The sequence below is a fragment of the Mesorhizobium sp. J428 genome (assembly GCF_024699925.1).
Taxonomy (GTDB): Bacteria; Pseudomonadota; Alphaproteobacteria; order Rhizobiales; family Rhizobiaceae; genus Mesorhizobium_A.
In genome coordinates, this window is record NZ_JAJOMX010000001.1 from 259,789 (window position 1) to 279,876 (window position 20,088).

The window sequence follows — 20,088 nt, forward strand, 5'->3', positions numbered from 1 at the left end:
TGATTAGCATGATCAATATGAAAACCGGTTCCTCTCCCGCCTTCCTCACCGCCCGCGAGGCCGCGGCCGAACTGTCGGTCTCGCTTGCCACCCTCTACGCCTATGTCAGCCGTGGCCTCGTCCGCTCGGAGCCGGTCGGCGATGGCCGCGCGCGGCGCTACAGGGCGGACGACATCCGCGCGCTGCGCCAGCGCCGCCGCACTTCGGGCGCGGTGCAGCCCTCCGCCGAGGCCGCGATCCCGGTGCTCGACACGACCGTGGCCACCATCACCGAGGCCGGTCCGATCTATCGCGGCGTGCCGGTGGTGGCGCTCGCCGAGGCCGCAACCGTCGAACAGGCCGCCACGCTCCTCTGGGACGCGCGCCGCGCCGATCCCTTCGAGCCCACCAACATGCCGGTCGTGGACGCTCCGATGCAGGCGATTTTCGAGGCCGCCCGCGAGGCCAAGCCGCTGCCACGCGCGATCGCGGTGCTGGCGCTTGCCAGCGACGCGGACCCGCGCGCCCACAACCGCTCCGCCGAGGGCCGTGCCGCGGCCGGCGCGCGGGTGACGCGGCTGGTCACGGCCGCGGTCCTCGGCGCTGCCCCCTCGCCCTTGCCGATCCACCGCCAGGTGGCGCAGGCCTGGGCGAACGACCACCCTGCAGCGGAAGACCTTTTGCGCCGCGCACTGGTGTTGCTCGCCGACCACGAGCTCAATGCCTCGACCTGGACCGCGCGCTGCGCGGCCTCCACCGGCCTCAACCTCTACGATGCTGCAATTGCCGGCCTCGCCGCGCTGAAAGGTCCGCGCCACGGCGGCGCCGGCCCGCTCGCCGCCCGCATGGTCGCCGAGCTCGGCGACGGCGACATCGCAGCGGCGATAACGGACCGTGTCGCACTCGGCGAGCCGATCCCCGGTTTCGGCCACACCGTCTACGTCGATGGCGATCCCCGCGCCGACGTGCTCCTGCGCGCGCTCGCCGCCGCGGGCGCCGACCCGCGCCTGGCGGTCGAATTGCCCCGCCTCGTTACCGAGGCAACGGGGCTCTACGCGAACATCGACTATGCGCTGGCGGTGCTGATGCGCACGCTGAACCTGCCCGTCGGCCACGAAACCGCGCTCTTCGCCATCGCCCGCACCTCCGGCTGGATGGCGCATGCGATCGAGCAGTTGCAGTCGGGCGCGCTGATCCGCCCCCGCGCGCGCTATGTCGGGCCGGAAGCGGGACGTGCGGCCGGCTAGGCGCCAACTCTCGACGGCAGTCCTGCGCCGAACGTCGCTAGCGCTTCAATAACCGGAAGCATCCGATGCCCCGCCGAAGTCAGTTCATACTCGGTCTTGGGTGGCACCGTCGGATATGTCGTCTTTTCGACGAGACCTTGTTCCTCGAGCATCTGCAGCCGCATGGCGAGCATGCGTGGACTGATACCGGCAAGCGACCTTTGCAGTTCCGAGTAGCGCTTTCTTCCCGACAGAAGGTCGCGAACGATGAGCGAAGTCCACTTGCCCGACAAGACGTCGCTGGCACGGGCCACCGGACATTCGGGATCGCAGACATCCATACGTGGCATTGCTATCACTATAAAAAATGTAACTACTTCACTTTGTATAGTATGACGGTTACCGTTTGGCAACCTGTCGAAAAGAGCCTCTCATCATGACACGGTTGACAGTGCTGCTCATCGTCGTTGCCATTTCTCAATTTGTGCTGGGCGCCTTCACGCTGCTGGCACCGGGACCCTTTTTCCACTGGATGGGACTGACCCCTCCACCGCCGGACAACGGCTATATCATCGGCATGCTCGCCGCGCGCTTCATCGCTTACGGCATTGGCATGACTGCACTTGCTCGCGCGGAACGGCCGGATCCGTTCTGGATCCGGAACATGGCACTCATTCAGGCCATCGATTTTGCGGTCGGCGCATTCTACGTCTCGTCGGGGACGATAGCGTTCGCCGTGGCAGCATTTCCGATGTTCAATGCATTGGTTTTCGGCGCCCTGCTCTGGTTCTGGACGCCTCGCGCTCCACAGCCTGCAGCAAACCGACCGGTCTGACCGGTGCGACGAAAAAGGGCGGTGCCTCTCGGCACCGCCCTTTTCAATTGTCCCAAACCGAGCCTCAACTGTCCAGGAAGCTCCTCAGCTTCCTCGATCGGCTCGGATGCTTCAGCTTCCTGAGCGCCTTTGCTTCGATCTGGCGGATGCGCTCGCGCGTCACCGAGAACTGCTGTCCGACCTCTTCCAGCGTATGGTCGGTGTTCATGCCGATGCCGAAGCGCATGCGCAGCACGCGCTCCTCGCGCGGGGTGAGCGAGGCGAGCACGCGCGTCGTCGTCTCGCGCAGGTTCGCCTGGATCGCCGCGTCGATCGGCAGGATCGCGTTCTTGTCCTCGATGAAATCGCCGAGGTGCAGAATCCTCTTCGTCGCCGACGGGCGTCTCGAGCGAGATCGGCTCCTTGGCGATCTTCAGCACCTTGCGCACCTTTTCGAGCGGCATGGCGAGCTTTTCGGCCAGCTCCTCCGGGGTCGGCTCGCGGCCGATCTCGTGCAGCATCTGGCGCGATGTCCGGACGATCTTGTTGATCGTCTCGATCATGTGCACCGGGATGCGGATGGTGCGGGCCTGGTCGGCGATTGAACGGGTGATCGCCTGCCGGATCCACCACGTCGCGTAGGTGGAGAACTTGTAGCCGCGGCGATACTCGAACTTGTCCACCGCCTTCATCAGGCCGATGTTGCCCTCCTGGATCAGGTCCAGGAACTGCAGGCCGCGGTTGGTGTATTTCTTGGCGATCGAAATCACCAGGCGCAGGTTCGCCTCGACCATTTCCTTCTTGGCAATCGCGGCTTCCCGCTCGCCCTTCTGGACCTGATTGACGATCTTGCGGAACTCGCCGATCGAGATCGCGGTCTCGGTCGCGAGATTCTGGATCTCGGCCCTGAGGTCGCGGATCGCGTCGCGCTCGTTCTTGGTGAATTCCTTCCAGCCGCGCGAGGTCAGGTTGGCGATCGACCTGATCCAGTTGGGATCGAGCTCGGAGCCGTGGTATTCGCGCAGGAACTCCTCGCGGCGCACGCCGTAGCTCTCGGCCAGCCGCAGAAGCTTGCCCTCGTTCTGCACCAGGCGCTTGTTGATGTCGTAGAGCTGCTCCACCAGCGCCTCGATGCGGGCCTGGTTGAGCGAGAGGCTCTTCACCGCCGTGATCAACTCGTCCTTGAGCTGCTTGTAGCGGCGCTCCTGGCCGGACGACAGGTTGCCCTGCGCGGCGAGCCGCTGCTCGACCTGCTGGTCCTGCAGCTTGCGCAGCTTCTTGTAGGTGTCGGCGATGACGTCGAGCGTCGCCATGACCTGCGGGCGGAGTTCCGCCTCCATCGCGGCCAGCGACAGGTTCTGCTCGTCCTCGTCTTCTTCCTCGTCCTCGACGCGGTTCTCGCCGCCGACATTTGTGATGTCGTCCTCGTCGTCGCCGCGGCCGCGGCGCGCCTGGCGCGGGTCGTCCTTCGGTTTGGCGTCTTCGTCGACGCGCTCGACCACGGGCGCCTGCTTGGCCTCAGGGCCGGCATAGGTCGCCTCGAGATCGATGATCTCGCGCAGCAGAATCTTGCCTTCGTTCAGCTCGTCGCGCCAGATGATGATCGCCTGGAAGGTCAGCGGGCTCTCGCACAGGCCCGCGATCATCGTCTCGCGGCCGGCCTCGATGCGCTTGGCGATCGCGATCTCGCCCTCGCGGGAGAGAAGCTCCACCGAGCCCATCTCGCGCAGATACATGCGCACCGGGTCGTCGGTGCGGTCGGTCGGCTCTTTCTTGGTGACGGCGGCAACGGCCGTGCCGGTCTGCTCGGCCAGCTCGTTCGCCTCTTCCTCGCCGTCGGAACCCGAATCCGCGTCGGCCTCGTCGTTCTCGCCGTCCTCGACGACGTTGATGCCCATGTCGCTCAGCATGGCATTGACGTCTTCGATCCGGTCGGGATCCGTCTCCTCGGAGGGGAGCACGGCATTGAGCTCGTCAAGGGTGACATAGCCGCGCTTCTTCGCGAGCTTGATCATCTTCTTGACGGCGTCGTCGGACAGGTCGAGCAGAGGCCCGTCGGGGGGCGCCTTCGCGTTCGGTCTCCGCCTCTTCCTTTTCCTTTGTCGCCATTCCTTGCATCTCCAAACGCAGGCCGCCTGCTTCCGTCCCTACTAGATAGGGCGCGTATTGCATCTTGCCGAGGATCGGGTACGGATACGGTCTGATTCCGCTCCCTTCGGAGCAGCTATCCAGGTTCCGCTTAATGTCCGATTAACCCTGTTACCGGGAACGGGAGATATTATCCCGTCAGCGGCCAGCGCTCCGTCCTGTTCCTCGGCCTTCCGGCCAGTCCATCGTCTCGCGGTTTCCCGCTGATCAGCCAGTGTTGAACCGTCGTGATTCCGACAATTATGCCCGAACGTCAAGCGGCTCAAACCTGATTCGGGGCGAAAAAGCGAATCAAATTCGCACCTTCGCCCGATTCGCTGGTTCGATACGCGACGTTCAGTTTCTGCCAGCCCGTCCCGACTGCACGCCGAAGCCTTCGATCAGCGCTTCGGTCGCCTGCATGTCGCGGAACTGGGACTGTATGTCGAGAAGTCGCATGAAATTCTCTTCCGTCGATTCCGACGCGAGCGCGATTTCTGCTGCCTTCAGTTCCTTATGTAGAGTGCGCTGGCTGCGGTGCAAGTGGAGCGCCTGCGCGAAGGCGTCGCGGGCGTCGTCCAGTGCCGCGTCCTCCAGCGCCGTCCAGTCGCGCACCCGCCGCACCAGCTCCGTCGCCTCCTGCCAGACCGGCTCCAGGCCAGCCTCGCGCACCACGCCGAGCAGGCTGTCGCGATCGCCGGCCACATCGTGCGCCAGCGCGTCAAGCAGCGCGGCGTGCAGTTGCACCAGCCGCGGGTTGCTCAGGTCCAGCATCTCGATCAGGTCGTAATTCTCCTCGATCAGCGCCGGATGGCTGATCAGCGCCACCATGATCGCCGCCTCGCGGATCGGCATCGCCCCGCCCTTCACCATGGCCGAACGCGTCAGGCTGTCGCTGAACGCCATCCGACCCTCGCCTGGTCCGCCGCGCCGCTGCTGTCCGCCCTTGCGGAAATCGCCGCGCTCGCCGCGTGCCGCCCGGGCCGAGCCGAAGAACACCTGCACCCGCTCGCGCATTTCTTGGCTGTAGTGGAAGCGCACGGTCTCGTCCCTGATGCGCGACGTCACCTCGCGCAGCGTCTTTTCCAGGTCCGCCCGCTTCTCGGGCGTGTCGAACACCCCGCCCGACGTCTCTCGCAACCAGATCACGTCGGCCAGCGGTCGCGCCTCGGCGAGCACGCGCGCGAAGGCGTCGGCCCCTTCGGTGCGAACGAGGTCATCGGGATCCTTGCCCTCGCTCAGCAGAGCAAAACGCACCGTCTTGCCGGCCTGCACCAGCGGCAGGGCGAGGTCCGCCGCGCGCCACGCCGCCTTCAGCCCCGCCTTGTCGCCGTCGAAACACAGCACCGGCTCGCCGGTCATCCGCCACAACAGCTCAAGCTGGTTTTCGGTCAGCGCCGCACCGAGCGGTGCCACCACATTCTCGAAACCCGCCTGCGACAAAGCGATGGCGTCCATGTAGCCTTCGACGGCGATGATCGTGCCCTCGCGCCCCTGCGCCTTGCGCGCCTTGGCAAAATTGTAGAGCACGTTGCCCTTGTGGAAGAGCTCGGTGTCCGGCGAGTTCATGTATTTCGCCAGCGCATCCGAGCTCAACGCCCGCCCGCCGAAGGCGATCACCCTTCCCTGCCGGTCCTCGATCGGGAACATGATCCGGTCGCGAAAATAGTCGTAGGAGACGGCGATGTCGTCGCCGTGCCGCACCAGCCCGCAGGCTTCGATCTGGTCCTTGGTGATGCCTTTCGAGGCGAGAAACTCCTTCAACGCATTGCGGCTCTCGGGTGCGTAGCCGAGCCGGAACGTCTGCTGCGTCACCGAGGTGAGCCCGCGGTCGCGCAGATAGGCCCTCGCCTTGGCGCCCTCCGGCCCTTGCAGCCGCTCCTGGAACCAGCGCGTCGCCATCTCCATCACGTCGGTCAGGCTGGCGCGCTGCTGCTCGCGGCGCTCCTGGACCTCATCCCGCGCGGGCATCGCCACGCCCGCCATCCCGGCGATGCGTTCGACCGCCTCAGGGAAGGACAGGCCCTCCAGCTCGGTCAGGAAGCGGAAATGATCGCCCGACACCCCGCAGCCGAAGCAGTGATAGCGGCCCTTACGGTCCTCGCAATGGAAGGATGGGCTCTTCTCGCCGTGGAACGGGCAACAGGCCCAGTAGTCGCCCTTCGACGCGTTCGTCTTCTTCCTGTCCCACGAGACCCGGCTCGCGATGACCGAGGATATCGGCACACGGTCGCGGATCTCATCGAGGAAGGCGGGCGGAAAGCGCATCGGACCCTGTAATGTTCAACAACAGGCAGATAGGTCAAGCGGCGGCCCCGCGCCACCGCCAAGCTCTCCAAGTGCCCGGGATTCACAGGCCCCGGCCGCCCGGCATCGGGAAACAGTCCAGAAAAACTGCACCCCTCTCGCGCAGAACTCGATTGCGGCGCGCAGCGATTCGTGGTGCTAGGGGCGCCATTTCCAGCCGGGTCGCCGTCATGCCGCTTCCGATTATCGCGCTCTTCATAACTGCCTTTGCCTTCGGCACCACCGAATTCGTCATCGCCGGCATCCTGCCGCAGCTGGCCGACGGCCTTGGCGTCTCCGTTCCAGCCGCCGGCTATCTCGTCTCCGGCTATGCGCTGGCGATCGCCATCGGCGGACCGGCGCTAACCCTCCTCACCACGGCTGTGCCGCGCAAAACGCTGCTGATCTGCCTGTCCCTGGTCTTCGTCGCCGGCCAGCTGGCCTGCGCGCTGGCGCCGGGCTTTGCCTCGATGCTGCTGTTCCGCGTCATCGTCGCCGGGGCGCACGGCGTCTATTTCGGCGTCGCCATGGTCGTGGCCATCGGCCTCGTCCCGCCGGAGCGGCGCGGCATGGCCGTCGCCGTCGTTCTCGCCGGCCTCACCGTCTCCAACATCGTCGGCGTGCCGATAGGTGCTGCCATCGGCAACGCCTTCGGCTGGCGCGCGACCTTCTGGGCGATGTTCGGCCTCGGCATCCTCACGCTCGCGGCGATCCTGGCGCTGCTGCCCAACCAGAAAGGCCCCCGCGCCGAGCCGCCCCACCTGTCGCAGGAAATCGGCGTGCTCGGTCGCCAGCAGGTCTGGACCACGCTCATCATCATGCTCATGCTGATGATGTGCCAGTATGTGCCCTTCACCTACATCTCGCCCTTCCTGCAGGAGGTGACGCGGCTCGACGCAGCCACCATTCCCTGGATCCTGCTCATCAACGGCCTCGGCGCGACGCTCGGCGTCTATCTCGGCGGCAGGCTCGCCGACTGGAAGCTGATGCCTTCCCTCATCGCGCTGCTGGTCATCCAGTCGGTGGTGGCCGCTCTTCTCTATCTGCTCAGTCCATGGCCGCTGGCGATGGTGATCCTCGTCCCGCTCTGGGGCTGCATCAACTTCTCGATCGGCACGCCGCTGCAGACCCGCATCCTCTCATGGACCGCGGATGCGCCCAACCTCGCCTCCTCGCTCATCCCGGCCGGCTTCAACCTCGGCATCGCGATCGCCGCCTTCGTCGGCGGGCTGATCATCACCAGCGGCCTCGGCTACCGCGCGCTGCCGCTGGTCGGCGTCGCCTCGATGCTGATCGCGGCCGCCGTCGCCGCGCGGTCCTGGTCGGTGGAAAAGCAGAGCGGCGCACTGCCTCCGCTGCGCGCTGCCGAGGCTTGACTGGCTGGGGCGACTGTCGGGCCGCCCCATCCTCGGACCTCTCCCCCAGTCCTCACCGTCCGGCGATCACGCCCGCGATAATGCCGCTGGCGATTGTGATCAGCAGGTAGTCGTTGTCGACCCGGATCCAGCGTTGGCCGTGGCCAGGCTTGCGCAGCCCGTGCCGCTTCCAGTCGCGCGACTCGTAGTGCTTCCAGTTGGTGAAACGCTGGCCGCGCTCGTAGCGGTGGTGCCTCTCCATCTTGCGGTGCACGGAATGGCCGTGGCTGGCGCCCGGACGACCCCTCTGGTCCTCGATGCGCGGCTCGTAGCTGCGGGTCGACGCGGCCTGCGCCTGGGCCATCGGTGCGGCGAGGATCGCGAGTGCCAGTGCGGAAAGAACGATGCGTTTCATCTCTGTCTCCTTGTGATCGACACGGCGACCCTAGGGTGGCGCGGATGAACGAGCGATGAACCATCAATTACAATTCTGTAATGATTTCATGAAGTTATTACATTTATGTAATGTCCGCCTCCTCTGCGACAACGCGCGCAGCATCCTGATCCCGACACCGGGCGTCGGCGACACACGCTGGAAACCGCGGCCCGCCATACTATTATCCGGCTAATCTGTTTAATGGACGAATCAGCTTCGCAAGCGAAGGAATTCACGGACATGGCTCCCCGGAAGATGGTCTAGCTCCGCGATGAGCGGCACCATCGTTCTCCTCAACCTCGCCGGTGCGGTCGCGCTGCTCTTGTGGGCGACGCGGATGGTCAAGACGGGTGTGGAGCGCGCCTATGGCGATGCGCTGCGCGGCCGGCTGCGTTCCACGCTCGGCAATCCCCTGCTTGCCGTGATCGCCGGCGCGGGCCTCGCCATTGCCTTTCAGAGCTCTACGGCGGTCACCCTACTGATCGCATCCTTCGCGGGTTCCGGCGTGGTCGGCGGCATGGCGGGCCAGCTGGCGGTGCGTGGCGCCGAGGTCGGCTCGGCCCTGCTCGTCAAGCTCCTGTCCTTCGATCTCAGACTGCTGGTCCCGCTCTGCCTCGTCGCCGGAACGAGCTTCTTCATGGCGACCGAGCGGCGCGAATGGCGCCAGCTCGGCCGCATCCTCGTCGGCATCGGCCTGATGATCCTGTCGCTGGAGATGATCGGCGCAGCCGCCGAGCCCCTGCGCGACTCGAAACTGCTGCCTGTCATCATCGGCTACTTCTCGGGCGATCCGGTCACCGCCTTCCTGATCGCGGCGCTGATGACCTGGCTGTTCCATTCCAGCATCGCCGCCGTGCTGTTGCTTGTCGCGCTCGCCGGGCGCGGCCTGATCCCGGCCGAGCTCGGCGTCGTCCTGGTGTTGGGGGTCAACCTCGGCAGTTCGGTGATCGCGCCCCTTTTGACGCGCGGTGCGGCCCCTGCCGTCCGGGTCGTGCCGATCGGCAATCTCCTGATGCGCGGCGCGGGCTCCCTGGTCGTGCTGACCTTGCTGCTCACGTTCAAGCCTCCGCTCGCCCTGCTCGGCACGACGGTGCCAGACCAGATCGTCCACGCGCACATTCTGTTCAACTGCGTGATCCTGCTTGCCGGCATTCCGCTGGCGGGTCTGGTCTATCGCGCCTCGAAGGCGCTCGTGGCCCTCAGCAGCCCGACCGTGCCGGAAGTCGCGCCGGCCGAACGCAGCGCGCTGGAGGAAGACGCGCTGGACAGGCCCTCGCAGGCGCTCGCCAACGCCACCCGCGAGGTGGTGCGCATCTGCGAGACGATCGAGATCATGCTGGTGGAGATCATGGAACTCTACCGCACCCCGGACAAGGCGCGCATCGACCATCTCGCGGCCCTCGACGACCGCGTCGACCGCTGGCACGCGGCGATCAAGATCTATCTGGCCAAGGTCACCGCGCACCAGCTCAGCGAATCCGAGGCCATGCGCTGCCAGGAGCTGATCGGCGCCTGCATCAAGCTCGAGCAGGTTGGCGACATCATCGTGCGCAACATGCTGGTCCATGTCCGCAAGAAGATGGACCGCAAGCTCGAATTCACCGAGGACGGCTGGCGCGAACTCACCGCCTTCCACGCTTCGGTGCTGGCCAATGCGCGGCTTGCCTTCAACGTCCTGGTCAGCCGCGACCGCGAGACCGCCCTCCAGCTCGTTCAGGAGAAAGATCGGCTGCGCGACCGCGAGAAGTCCTCGACGCAGGGCCATTTCGAGCGCCTGCGCGCCGGCACCGCCCGCAGCGTCGAGACGAGTTCCATCCACCTCGACACGATCCGTGACCTGAAACAGATCAACTCCCTCCTCGCCTCGATCGCCTATCCGGTGCTCGAGGAACAGGGCCTGCTGCGCGGCTCGCGACTGCGGGCGTCGTGAGAAAAACCTTCCCTGCCGTCAATTTGCCGGAATCCCGGCATGATCGGGCCGAATTGCATCACTATCCGTCTCCTCGAAGGGGATAGTCATGCATACGTTCAAGTCCGATCTGTTTCTGTTTGCCGCCGGGGTGGTCGCCGTGGTCTCGGTCGTCGGCGTCGACACAACCGGGCTGGTGAACGCTCTCCACGCGCTGTTCGCGTAGTCGGCAGGCCCTTCAGACGGGCAGGCCCACGCGGTCGCTGCTCTCCGACAGGATCGACACGAGGCTTCGCAAGCCTTCCCTGAGCCGTTCGCGGCTGGCGGCCGCGCCGAGCGCGATGCGCACGGCGTTCGCGGCACTTCCGCGCACGGCGAACTCCTCGCCCGGGCTGATCGCCAGCCCGCGCCGCCGCGCCAGCCGCACCAGTTCCTCCGCGCCGATCGCATCCTTGAGCGGCAGCCAGATATTCAGGCTCGCCTCCTGCGTCGCCGCGCCAGCCGGCAGCATGCCGGCGGCGATACGCTGCCGCTCGACCGCTTCTGCGCGCACCGCGGCGGCGATCTCTCCCGCCGTGCCGCTCCGGATCCATTCGGCGGCGAGGCCCGTCATCAGCGGCGGAGCCATCTGCGTGATACCGCGAAGCGCCACAGCGATGCGCTCGGCCGTCTCAGCCTCTGGCGCGACGAGGAAGGCGGTGCGCAGGAAGGGCGATATGCATTTCGCCAGCGTCGCCACGTGGATCGTCATGTCGGGCGCGAGCGCCAGCAGGCTCGGCGGCGCGTCCGGCAGGAGCCTGCTGTAGGGATCGTCCTCGATAATCGTCAGCCCCAGACGCCGCGCCTCCGTCACCAGGTCTTCCCGCCGCGCCTGCGGCATGACCAGCGTCGTCGGATTGTGCAGCGTCGGGTTGAGATAGACCAGCCGCGCCGAACAGTGCCGTGCCTGCATCTCCAGCGCATCCGGCAGCATGCCGTCGGCGTCGCCTGGCACGCCGACCAGCCCGCGTCCCAGCGCGCGCGTCAGCGAGATCAGCCCGGGATAGGTGCACATGTCGGTGAGGATCACGTCGCCCTCCCGGCTGTGCGCCAGCACGGCGGCGGCAAGCAGCGCCTGCGCGCCCGAGCCGACCGCCATCCGCGCGACCGCCGGCCTTTCGCCCTCGCCCACGATCCACTGCGACCCTGCCGCCCGTTCGGACGCCGAGCCCGGTCCCGGATGGTAGGACAAAAGCGCCTCGGCGCTGGAACGCCTCAGCAATCCGTCGATCCCGCTCCTGATCAGTGCCGGCAGGTTGATGCCAAGCGGCGGCGGCGGAATGTTCATGCTGAGATCGAGGACCGGCTCGTCGGAACCCCCGGGTGTGACGAACGTGCCCCGCCCGGGTGCCGCCTCGATCAGGTTCCGCCGCCGCGCCTCCATGAAGGCGCGCGTCACCGTCGTCAGGTCCACGCCGAGAGCCTGCGCCAGGTCGCGCTGCGGCGGCAACCGGTCGCCCGGCTGCAGCAGGCCGCTGGCGCGTGCCTCGGCGAGCGCCTCGACGATCCTCAGATAGATCGGCCCGCCTCCGGCACCCACGGGCGCCAGCCAGGAGAGATCGGAAATCGCATGCGCGCTGTCTTGCATATCGCCTCAAGCCATACAATTTGTCGCATTGTATGCATTCAAGATTTAAACATATATGGATCGCGACCGGAAGCATAGCGCGAAACCATGCCGGTCGCACGGAGTGACGTCATGCACGACCATGCCACCTACCCCCCGCTCGAACCCTGGAGAGTCGGCATCCGCGGCCGCTGTCCGCGCTGCGGCGAAGGCCACCTGTTCGACGGCTTCCTCAAGCTCGCCCCGCGCTGCGAGGTCTGCGGCCTCGACTATTCCTTCGCCGATCCCGCCGACGGCCCCGCCTTCTTCGTCATCTGCTTCGCCTGCATTCCCTCGGTCTGGTTCGCCGTCTGGGCGCAGATCTCTTTCGAACCGTCGATGTGGTTCCACATCTTCGTCTCGCTCCCGATCGTCTTCGCCACCTGCATACCGCCGCTGCGGCCGTTGAAGGGCTGGCTCGTCGCGAGCCAGTTCTACCACAAGGCTGAGGAAGGCCGTCTCGCGCGCCCGGGCGAGTAACCCGGCCGCCGCCCACCGATGCCTTCCCTTTTTCGCCGCCGCCTTGACCAATCCATAGCTACCCGGTTATACGACGATCAATAGCCAACGGGTTATTGGTTGCGATGATCGACGCTCACGACATGCTCTTCCGAACGCTCGCCGACCCGACCCGGCGCGCGATCTTCGAGCGGCTGTGCCGCGAGGGCGAGCAGACCGTCGGCGCCCTGACCGCGCAGGCCGGCGTCTCGCAGCCCGCCGTCTCGAAGCATCTCGGCGTGCTCAAGCAGGCCGGCCTGGTGCGCGACCGCCACGCGGGCCGCCAGACGCATTACAGCGCCCATGTCGGCGCCCTCGCCCCGCTTATCGACTGGACGAACCGCATGTCCGGCTTCTGGCAGAGCCGGTTCGACAGCCTCGAAGACCTTCTGAAAAGGATGGACCAGTGACCCTGCCATTGGCCGAAACGCGTTCCGTCGTCGTCGAACGCGACATCCCCTTTCCGCCCGAGAAGATCTGGCGCGCGCTCACTCAACCTCACCTGATCGAGGAGTGGCTGATGAAGAACGAATTCAGGCCCGTCGTCGGCCACCGCTTCGAGCTCCGCGCGGAATGGGGCGTCGTCCAATGCGAGGTCCGGTCCGTCGAGCAGCACCGGACGCTGTCCTATTCCTGGGGCGATCACGATCTCGAAAGCGTCGTCACCTGGACGCTCGTCCCGACGGAAACGGGCACGCGACTGCGCATGGAGCAGACCGGATTCCGCCCTGACCAGCCGCGCTATTTCGGCGGCGCCCGGGCCGGTTGGCCGCGTTTCCTCGATCACCTGGAACAGGTCGTGGCCCGGATGGATTGACGTCCAGACCCCGCCGCATCGACACATTTTAGAGGAGGTCCCCCTTGAACTGGAGCAAATGGATTCGACAGGTCCACCGCTGGCTGTCCATCGCCTTCACGCTGGCGGTCGTCGCCAACTTCGTCGCGATGGCGCTGGGCGAGCCGCCAGCCTGGGTGGTCTACTCGCCACTGCCTCCGCTCTTTCTACTGCTCGCCACCGGCCTCTACATGTTCGCGCTGCCTTATGCGCTGCGGCGGCGCGCCGGCGCATAGGAGCGATCGGATGGCGGGAAAGACGCCAGTCAGGCCAGCGAAAGCCGCAACGAAGACCGACGGTCCGGTCCTACTCTCCGGCGGCAATCCCCAGATCGCCAAGGGCTACGGCAACGCGCCGGTGCAGGCCTATATCGCCGCCATGCCCGGCTGGAAGAGCGATCTCGGCCGCAGGCTGGACGCAATTCTCACGCGCACCGTCCCCGACGTACGCAAGGCCGTCAAATGGAACTCGCCTTTCTACGGCGCGCCGGATGCGGACGGCACCTGGTTCCTCTCCTTCCACGTTTTCGCGAAATACGTGAAGGTCGCGTTCTTCAAGGGCGTGGCGCTCGAGCCGCTGCCTCCCGGCACTTCGAAGCAGAAGGACGTGCGCTATCTCGACATCCGCGAGGACGATCCCCTCGACGAGGTGCAGTTCGCTGATTGGGTGAGGCAGGCAAGCCGCCTGCCGGGTGAGAAGATGTGAGGACGACGACCATGGCTGCAAGCAAGAGCGATCCGGAGACGGACACCCCTTCCCGTCTGATCGACCAGAGGGTCGCCGAACTCGGCGACTGGCGCGGCGAAACACTCGCCCGCGTCCGCGGCCTCATCAGGCAGGCAGATCCCGAAATCGTCGAGGAATGGAAATGGCGAGGCGTTCCCGTCTGGTCGCACGACGGCATTATCTGCACCGGCGAAACGTATAAGGCTGTCGTGAAGCTGACCTTCGCCAAGGGCGCGTCACTGCCGGATCCCAAGCCGCTGTTCAATTCGAGCCTCGACGGCAACACCCGCCGCGCCATCGACATCCGCGAGGGCGAGGAGATCGACGCCGACGCCCTGAAGGCCCTGATCCGCGCCGCCGTGGCGTTGAACGCCTCGACGGCAAAAGCTCGAGCGCGGAAGGCGTCCAAAAACAGCTGAGCCCGGCTCTCGCCGGGCTCGCCGTCGTCGCTGCAACCGCTTGCGGCTACTGCAACAGGGTCTTCACCACCCCGCTCGCCTTGCCGAAGTCCATCTGGCCCGGATAGCGCTCCTTCAGCGCGGCCATGCACTTGCCCATGTCGCGCAGTCCGTCGGCGCCGACGTCGGCGATCACGGCGGCGCAGAGCTGCCTGACCTCCTCCTCGCCAAGCTGCTTGGGCAGGAAGGACTTGATCACCTCGATCTCCTCGCGCTCCTGCTGCGCGAGTTCGAGGCGGTTCGCCTCCTCGTAGATGCGGGCCGATTCGTCGCGCTGCTTCACCATCTTGGCGAGGATCTGCATGATCTCCTCGTCGTTGACCGCGCCCTTGCCGGCGCCGCGGGCCGCGATGTCGCGGTCCTTGATGGCGGCCTGGATCAGGCGGATGGTGGAGATGCGGCGCTTGTCGCCACCCCTCATTGCGTCTTTCAACTGTGCGGCGAGAATCTCGCGCATGATGTCACTCCTGTGGCGAGGTACGAGGATAGCGACGGCTACAACGCCGCGCAATTCGTTTCCGACCGCATAACCCCTTGATTTTTCGAGGGAAGCAATTCGCGGTGCGAAACCCGGGCGGTTGTTGACCGCTCCTCGTCGTTCGCTTATTGTCCGCGCCTCAAGACACGGATGTTGTGTTGCGCACAAGGATGGCTGCCGCCGCCCTTGTGTTTTGTCACGCGTCATATGGCCCCTATATGGACCGTATGCAAGGCTGGCCGCAGCCGGCGAAGGAGAAGCCCGATGGCCGACAAGACCGCCCCCTGGACCAAAGAAGTTCCGACCGCCTGCCTCGTGCTTGCAGATGGCACGGTGATCCGCGGCCGAGGCCTGGGCGCCACGGGCTCCGCGGTTGCCGAGGTGGTTTTCAACACGGCGCTGACCGGCTATGAGGAGATCCTGACGGACCCGTCCTATGCCGGCCAGATCGTCACCTTCACCTTCCCGCACATCGGCAACATCGGCACCAATGTCGAGGACATCGAGGATCTCAATCCGGCGGCGCGCTCCGGCGCGGTCGGCGCGATCTTCAAGGCCGACGTCACCAACCCGTCCAGCTACCGCGCCTCCGAGCATCTCGACCAGTGGCTGAAGCGGCGCGGCGTCATCGCCATGAGCGGCATCGACACCCGCGCGCTGACCGCCCTCATCCGCGAGAAGGGCGCGCCCAACGCCGTCATCGCCCATGCACCGGACGGCAAGTTCGACATCGAGGACCTGAAACGCCAGGCGCGCGAATGGTCGGGTCTCGTCGGCCTCGACCTCGCCAAGGAGGTCACCTCCGGCCAGTCCTCCGTCTGGACCGAGACGCCCTGGGTCTGGAGCGAAGGCTATGCGGAACAGCACGCCCCGACCATGCACGTCGTCGCAGTAGACTATGGTGTAAAGCGCAACATCCTGCGCCTGCTCGCCGGCCTCGGCGCCAAGGTCACCGTCGTGCCGGCCAAGACCGGCGCCGACGAGATTCTGGCGATGAAGCCCGACGGCATCTTCCTCTCGAACGGCCCGGGCGATCCGGCCGCGACCGGCGAATATGCCGTGCCGGTTATCAAGGACCTGCTTGAGACCGGCATCCCGATCTTCGGCATCTGCCTCGGCCACCAGATGCTGGCGCTCGCCGTCGGCGCGAAGACGGTGAAGATGCACCAGGGGCACCACGGCGCCAACCATCCGGTGAAGGACCACACCACCGGCAAGGTCGAGATCGTCTCAATGAACCACGGCTTCGCGGTGGATTCGAAGAGCCTGCCTCAAGGCGTTGAGGAGACTCACGTTTCGCTGTTCGACGGCTCGAACTGCGGCATCTCGCTGGCCGGCAAGCCGGTCTTCTCGGTCCAGCACCACCCCGAGGCCTCCCCCGGCCCGCAGGACTCGCACTACCTCTTCCGGCGTTTCGTCAACCTCATCCGCGAGCAGCACAGCGAGCCGGCGCTGGCCGAACGGTGAGAATCCCTCCAGGCTGAACGCAAACGGCGCGCCCCTGGCGCGCCGTTTTCATGTCCGCGTGGCCGCAGCCTCAGATTGGGTTGTTGAACGTATCGCAGTCCGACAGCTTGCCCGACTTGAAGCCGCGCGCGAACCAGGTCTGGCGCTGCTGGGATGTGCCGTGGTTGAAGCTCTCCGGCACGACATAGCCCTGCGTCTTGCGCTGCAGCGTGTCGTCGCCGATCTGCTGGGCAGCGTTCAGCGCCTCCTCGATGTCGCCCTCTTCGAGCAGCCCCTTCTGGTCCGTGAAGTGGCCCCACACGCCCGCGAAGCAGTCGGCCTGCAACTCGACCCGCATCGACATCTGATTCTGCTCGGCTTGGCTCATCGTCTGGCGCATCTGGTTGAAGCGCGGCAGCACGCCGATCAGGTTCTGCACGTGATGGCCGACCTCGTGCGCCAGCACATAGGCCTGCGCGAAATCTCCGGCCGCGCCGAACTGGCGGGCGAGCTGGTCGTAGAAGGCGAGGTCGATATACACCTTGCGGTCGCCGGGGCAGTAGAACGGACCGGAGGCCGCCGAGGCGAAGCCGCAGGCCGAGCGCATCCCTGATCCGAGAACATCACCAGCGTTGGCTTCTGGTAAGTCTGCCCTTCAGCCTGGAAGATGCCGGTCCAAACGTCCTCGGTCTCGGCAAGCACGGTCGCCACGAACTGGCCCATCTCGTCGCTCGGCTGCGCCGTCTGGCCGCCTGGCTGCGAAGGTTGCACCTGCGTCTGGCCGGGTAGACCTCCACCCTCCAGCATCGCCAGCGGATCGATACCGCAGGCGCGCAGCGCGAAGAACAGCACGACCAGGATGACGATCGTCGACAGGCTGAATCCGCCGCTGCGTGCACCGCCGACCGGGATGCGGAAACCACCGCCGCGTCCGGTCCCGCCGCCGAAGCCACCTCCGCCGGAGCCGCGCAGATCCTCGATGTTGTCGCTCTGACGACGGCCTCTCCAGCGCATATGCTTCCTCGAATCCGGTTTCGACCCTTGCGCCGGTCAGCCGGCACGAGACAACCCACAATTAGCCTAAGGGTTGCACCGAGTCATTGCGGATTTTGTGGCGGACGTACGGGCACGAACGGGCGTTGCTTGCCGGGACTCCGTTCCGCTCGTTCTCAGGAGGCTTTCTGTTTCCCGTGCGTGCGGGCAAAGTGCTCCAGATCGTGCGCGCTCATCGGCTTCGCAAAGGCGTAGCCCTGCAGGTAATGGCAGCCGATGTCCTTCAGGATCGCGGCGTGCTGCATCGTCTCGACGCCCTCCGCGACGATCTCGATGTCAAGTGACTTCCCGATCTCGATGATCGATTCGATCAGCTTCCGCTGCTTCACGGAAGAGACGATCGGCATCACGAGCTGCCTGTCGATCTTCAGCCGCCGCGGCTTCAGCTTCTGCAGGCTGACGATCGAGGCGTAGCCGGTGCCGAAATCGTCGATTTCGACGTCGATGCCGAGCTCCTTCACCTGGTTCACGTTCCAGGTGATCAGGTCGTCATTGTCGTCGAGGAAGATCGATTCCACCAGTTCGAACGACACCGCGTTGCGCGGGATGTCGAGTTGCCGCAGCGCGCTGATCAGCTCCCCGTCCTGCAAGCGGCGGGCCGAGACGTTGACCGAGATGCGCGGGATCGGCAGACCACGCTCCTTCCAGCCGCGGAAATCCGCCAGCGCTTCCTCGAGGATCAGCCGGTCGATGCTCGACACGACGTTCAGTTCTTCCGCCGTCTTGAGGAAGTAGCCGGGCGACAGCAGGCCGCGGCGCGGATGCTTCCAGCGCGCCAGCGCCTCGACGCCCGCAATCTCGAACGTCCGCGCATCGACCTGCGGCTGGTAATAGGCGATGAACTCGTGCCGTTCGAGTCCGCTCAGGATCTCGTCGGCCATCCGCTTCGTGCCGACGATCTCGGCCTGCAGCGCCTCGGTGAAGAATTCGTGCCGGCTGCGGCCGCGGCTCTTGGCGCGGTAGAGGGCGATGTCGGCGTTGACCATCAGCCGCTTGGGATCAGCCTCCTCCCCCTGCTCAACCGCGATGCCGATGCTGACCCCGAAGCGACACTGGTGGCCGTCATACGACACCGGCTTCCGCATCTCGTCGATGATCCTGCCAGCCAGGCCGGAGAGATCGGCATTCGTTGGCGACGCCAGGCACAGCACCACGAACTCGTCCCCGCCGACACGGGCGACGAAGTCCGTCTTGCGGACGTTTGTTTCCAGCACCCTGGCAGCGTGAACCAGCATCGCGTCGCCGGCGCTGTGGCCAAGCGTATCGTTGATCTGTTTGAAGCGATCGAGGTCGATGTGCAGCAGCGCGGCGTCGCTGCCCTCGCCCGCCGCCGCAAGGTTCTCCAGCACCTGGTCCAGGTAGCGCCTGTTGGGCAGGCCGGTCAGCGGATCGTGCAGCGCATTGTGCTCGATGCGCCCCTTGGCCGCCTCGAGCTCGACATTGCGCATCTCCGCCAGAAAGCGGGCCCGCTCGAGGTCATTGTGCAGCCGCACGTCCTCGGTCACATCCCATTCGGTGCCGATCAGCCGCGGCTCGTCCCCGTCGCCCTCGATGAACTTCGCCTTGGTGCGCACATAGCGCAGGGTGCCGTCCGGCAGCAGGAGCCGGTGCTCGGACGCGTAATCCGAATGGCGCTCCACCGCCAGTTCGAAGTCCCGGCGGGCCCGGTCGGCGTCGTCGGGATGGATCGCGCTCGCCCAGTCGTCATAGCCGCGAACCTTGCCGTCCTTCGGCAGGCCGCACAATTCGTTGACCCGGTCATCCCAGACGAGCTCGTTGGTTGCTACATTGTGCTCCCAGACGCCAATCTTGGACGCATCAAGCGCGAGGCTGAGGCGCTGCGACAGGCGTGCGAGCTCCTGCTCGCGCTCTGCGAGCTTCGCGAACGATCGCTCCCGCTCGCCATAGAGCCGGCCGGCGAAGAAAGTAGGCAACACGATCGCCAGCAGCGCGAGCGCAAGCAGGGTCCGGAACAGCGCCGCATTGTCGGGCGTATACTCCCAGCCACCGGCCGGCACTGCCGCGATATGCCAAGAACCCGACGGCAGGATCACATCGGCTGTCACCGGCTTCTCGCCGGTAAGATCACGGTCGCCCATGAAGCGCGCTCCGGTTCCCCCTGTGGCGTCCTTGCCGGAGATCATGATGTCGAGACCGAGGTCCGGGTCTCTCAGGCCGCTGTCGCGGTAGAGCTTGTCAACGTCGATGACAGCCGACAGGATGCCCCAGAACCGGTCCGGCTCCCCCTCGGTCCTGAGAAAGATCGGAAAGCGCCCGATGAAGCCCGTCCCCCCCTGCCGCAGCGCAACCGGACCGGCCAGCACGAGTTGCCGGGTGTCGCGGGCACGCAGCGCCGCCTCGCTCTGGTCGGGGGCGGCTCGGTAGTCGAGGCCGATCGCCCTCTCGTTGCCCTCCATCGGATACATTAGCGAGATGACGAGACCCGGTGCGCCCGCGATGTTGCGCAGCTGGCTTTGCTCGCGGAACAGGTTGCGCGCGAGCGCGGCAAAGCGCGCCTGGTCCATGTTCGGCTCGGTCTCGATCGTCGCTGCAAGGCCGCGCACGAGCTGGATGTTGGAGTTGATGTTGCCTTCGAGCTTGGCACGGATCAGGTTGATCTTGGTCTGCACCTCCGCGCGCATCGACTGCTCATGCAGCGACCGGTTGAGATAGCCGGCATAGACGCTGGCAATGAGCACGATCACGAAAGCAAGGCCCGCGGGCACATAGGCCGAGCCGAAGGCTCTGCGCAGCATGCGAACGACCGTCGATCCCTGATCGGTCAAGCGCCCGGCCTTTCGCGGTTTTGGACCAGAT

The 20,088-nt window shown here is 65.9% G+C and carries 17 protein-coding genes and 2 pseudogenes; 11 read left to right on the forward strand and 8 right to left on the reverse strand.

Features of this window, described 5'->3' with window-relative positions; all coding sequences use genetic code 11:
- The first annotated feature begins 17 nt into the window (after positions 1-17).
- Positions 18-1,226 carry a citrate synthase family protein gene (locus LRS09_RS01320; protein ID WP_257803776.1) on the forward strand — a complete coding sequence of 403 codons (1,209 nt, stop codon included), beginning with the start codon at positions 18-20 and terminating at the stop codon, positions 1,224-1,226.
- On the opposite strand, the gene LRS09_RS01325 is transcribed toward LRS09_RS01320, so the two are convergent.
- A complete protein-coding gene (locus LRS09_RS01325; protein WP_257803778.1) occupies positions 1,223-1,546 on the reverse strand; it encodes a helix-turn-helix domain-containing protein in 324 nt (107 codons plus the stop codon). The two genes, LRS09_RS01320 and LRS09_RS01325, sit on opposite strands and share 4 nt — an antisense overlap.
- Before the next feature lie 95 nt (positions 1,547-1,641).
- Here LRS09_RS01325 and LRS09_RS01330 point away from each other — a divergent pair, with 95 nt between their 5' ends.
- On the forward strand, positions 1,642-2,040 hold the full coding sequence (locus LRS09_RS01330) for a hypothetical protein (protein ID WP_257803779.1): 399 nt from the start codon (positions 1,642-1,644) through the stop codon (positions 2,038-2,040).
- Between the two features lie 64 nt (positions 2,041-2,104).
- Here LRS09_RS01330 and rpoD read toward each other — a convergent pair.
- Together rpoD and dnaG are read right to left on the reverse strand one after the other, a co-directional pair.
- Positions 2,105-4,128: pseudogene (rpoD, locus tag LRS09_RS01335) on the reverse strand (RNA polymerase sigma factor RpoD).
- A 375-nt stretch (positions 4,129-4,503) separates the two neighbouring features.
- The gene (dnaG, locus tag LRS09_RS01340; protein WP_257803781.1) at positions 4,504-6,414 is read right to left on the reverse strand and encodes a DNA primase; all 1,911 of its coding nucleotides are present in this window, start codon (positions 6,412-6,414) and stop codon (positions 4,504-4,506) included.
- Positions 6,415-6,623: 209 nt separating this feature from the next.
- Between dnaG and LRS09_RS01345 the strand changes: the two genes are divergently transcribed.
- Positions 6,624-7,808, forward strand: a complete 1,185-nt coding sequence (locus tag LRS09_RS01345; protein WP_257803782.1) for an MFS transporter — start codon at positions 6,624-6,626, stop codon at positions 7,806-7,808.
- Between the two features lie 52 nt (positions 7,809-7,860).
- Here LRS09_RS01345 and LRS09_RS01350 read toward each other — a convergent pair whose 3' ends face one another.
- A complete protein-coding gene (locus tag LRS09_RS01350; RefSeq protein ID WP_257803783.1) occupies positions 7,861-8,202 on the reverse strand; it encodes an RcnB family protein in 342 nt (113 codons plus the stop codon).
- A 292-nt stretch (positions 8,203-8,494) separates the two neighbouring features.
- On the opposite strand from LRS09_RS01350, the gene LRS09_RS01355 reads away from it, so the two are divergent.
- Complete coding sequence (locus LRS09_RS01355; protein ID WP_257803785.1) at positions 8,495-10,153, forward strand: Na/Pi cotransporter family protein; 1,659 nt, start codon at positions 8,495-8,497, stop codon at positions 10,151-10,153.
- Positions 10,154-10,370: 217 nt separating this feature from the next.
- On the opposite strand, the gene LRS09_RS01360 is transcribed toward LRS09_RS01355, so the two are convergent.
- A complete protein-coding gene (locus LRS09_RS01360; protein ID WP_257803786.1) occupies positions 10,371-11,759 on the reverse strand; it encodes a PLP-dependent aminotransferase family protein in 1,389 nt (462 codons plus the stop codon).
- Positions 11,760-11,870: 111 nt separating this feature from the next.
- Between LRS09_RS01360 and LRS09_RS01365 the strand changes: the two genes are divergently transcribed.
- The 6 genes from LRS09_RS01365 to LRS09_RS01390 all read left to right on the forward strand — a co-directional run bounded on the left by LRS09_RS01365 (position 11,871) and on the right by LRS09_RS01390 (position 14,255).
- A complete protein-coding gene (locus LRS09_RS01365; protein ID WP_257803787.1) occupies positions 11,871-12,257 on the forward strand; it encodes a DUF983 domain-containing protein in 387 nt (128 codons plus the stop codon).
- Positions 12,258-12,361: 104 nt separating this feature from the next.
- Positions 12,362-12,685, forward strand: coding sequence for a helix-turn-helix transcriptional regulator (locus LRS09_RS01370; RefSeq protein ID WP_257803788.1), 324 nt, complete (start codon positions 12,362-12,364; stop codon positions 12,683-12,685).
- Positions 12,682-13,092, forward strand: a complete 411-nt coding sequence (locus LRS09_RS01375) for an SRPBCC domain-containing protein (RefSeq protein ID WP_257803789.1) — start codon at positions 12,682-12,684, stop codon at positions 13,090-13,092. Before LRS09_RS01370 ends, LRS09_RS01375 begins: the two co-directional genes overlap by 4 nt.
- A gap of 44 nt (positions 13,093-13,136) precedes the next feature.
- Positions 13,137-13,346 carry a hypothetical protein gene (locus LRS09_RS01380; protein WP_257803790.1) on the forward strand — a complete coding sequence of 70 codons (210 nt, stop codon included), beginning with the start codon at positions 13,137-13,139 and terminating at the stop codon, positions 13,344-13,346.
- Between the two features lie 10 nt (positions 13,347-13,356).
- Positions 13,357-13,815: a DUF1801 domain-containing protein gene (locus tag LRS09_RS01385; RefSeq protein ID WP_257803791.1), complete on the forward strand. Its 459-nt coding sequence runs from the start codon at positions 13,357-13,359 to the stop codon at positions 13,813-13,815.
- Between the two features lie 11 nt (positions 13,816-13,826).
- Positions 13,827-14,255, forward strand: coding sequence for a DUF1801 domain-containing protein (locus LRS09_RS01390; RefSeq protein WP_257803792.1), 429 nt, complete (start codon positions 13,827-13,829; stop codon positions 14,253-14,255).
- Positions 14,256-14,301: 46 nt separating this feature from the next.
- Here LRS09_RS01390 and LRS09_RS01395 read toward each other — a convergent pair whose 3' ends face one another.
- Positions 14,302-14,751 (reverse strand): GatB/YqeY domain-containing protein, encoded by a 450-nt coding sequence (locus LRS09_RS01395; RefSeq protein WP_257803793.1) that lies wholly within the window; start codon positions 14,749-14,751, stop codon positions 14,302-14,304.
- Between the two features lie 285 nt (positions 14,752-15,036).
- On the opposite strand from LRS09_RS01395, the gene carA reads away from it, so the two are divergent.
- Positions 15,037-16,239 (forward strand): glutamine-hydrolyzing carbamoyl-phosphate synthase small subunit, encoded by a 1,203-nt coding sequence (gene carA, locus LRS09_RS01400; RefSeq protein ID WP_257803795.1) that lies wholly within the window; start codon positions 15,037-15,039, stop codon positions 16,237-16,239.
- Between the two features lie 70 nt (positions 16,240-16,309).
- Here the strand turns inward: carA and LRS09_RS01405 are convergent.
- Both LRS09_RS01405 and LRS09_RS01410 read right to left on the reverse strand, forming a co-directional pair.
- Positions 16,310-17,232: pseudogene (locus LRS09_RS01405) on the reverse strand (neutral zinc metallopeptidase).
- A 155-nt stretch (positions 17,233-17,387) separates the two neighbouring features.
- A complete protein-coding gene (locus LRS09_RS01410) occupies positions 17,388-20,027 on the reverse strand; it encodes an EAL domain-containing protein (protein WP_257803796.1) in 2,640 nt (879 codons plus the stop codon).
- Positions 20,028-20,088 lie beyond the last annotated feature (61 nt).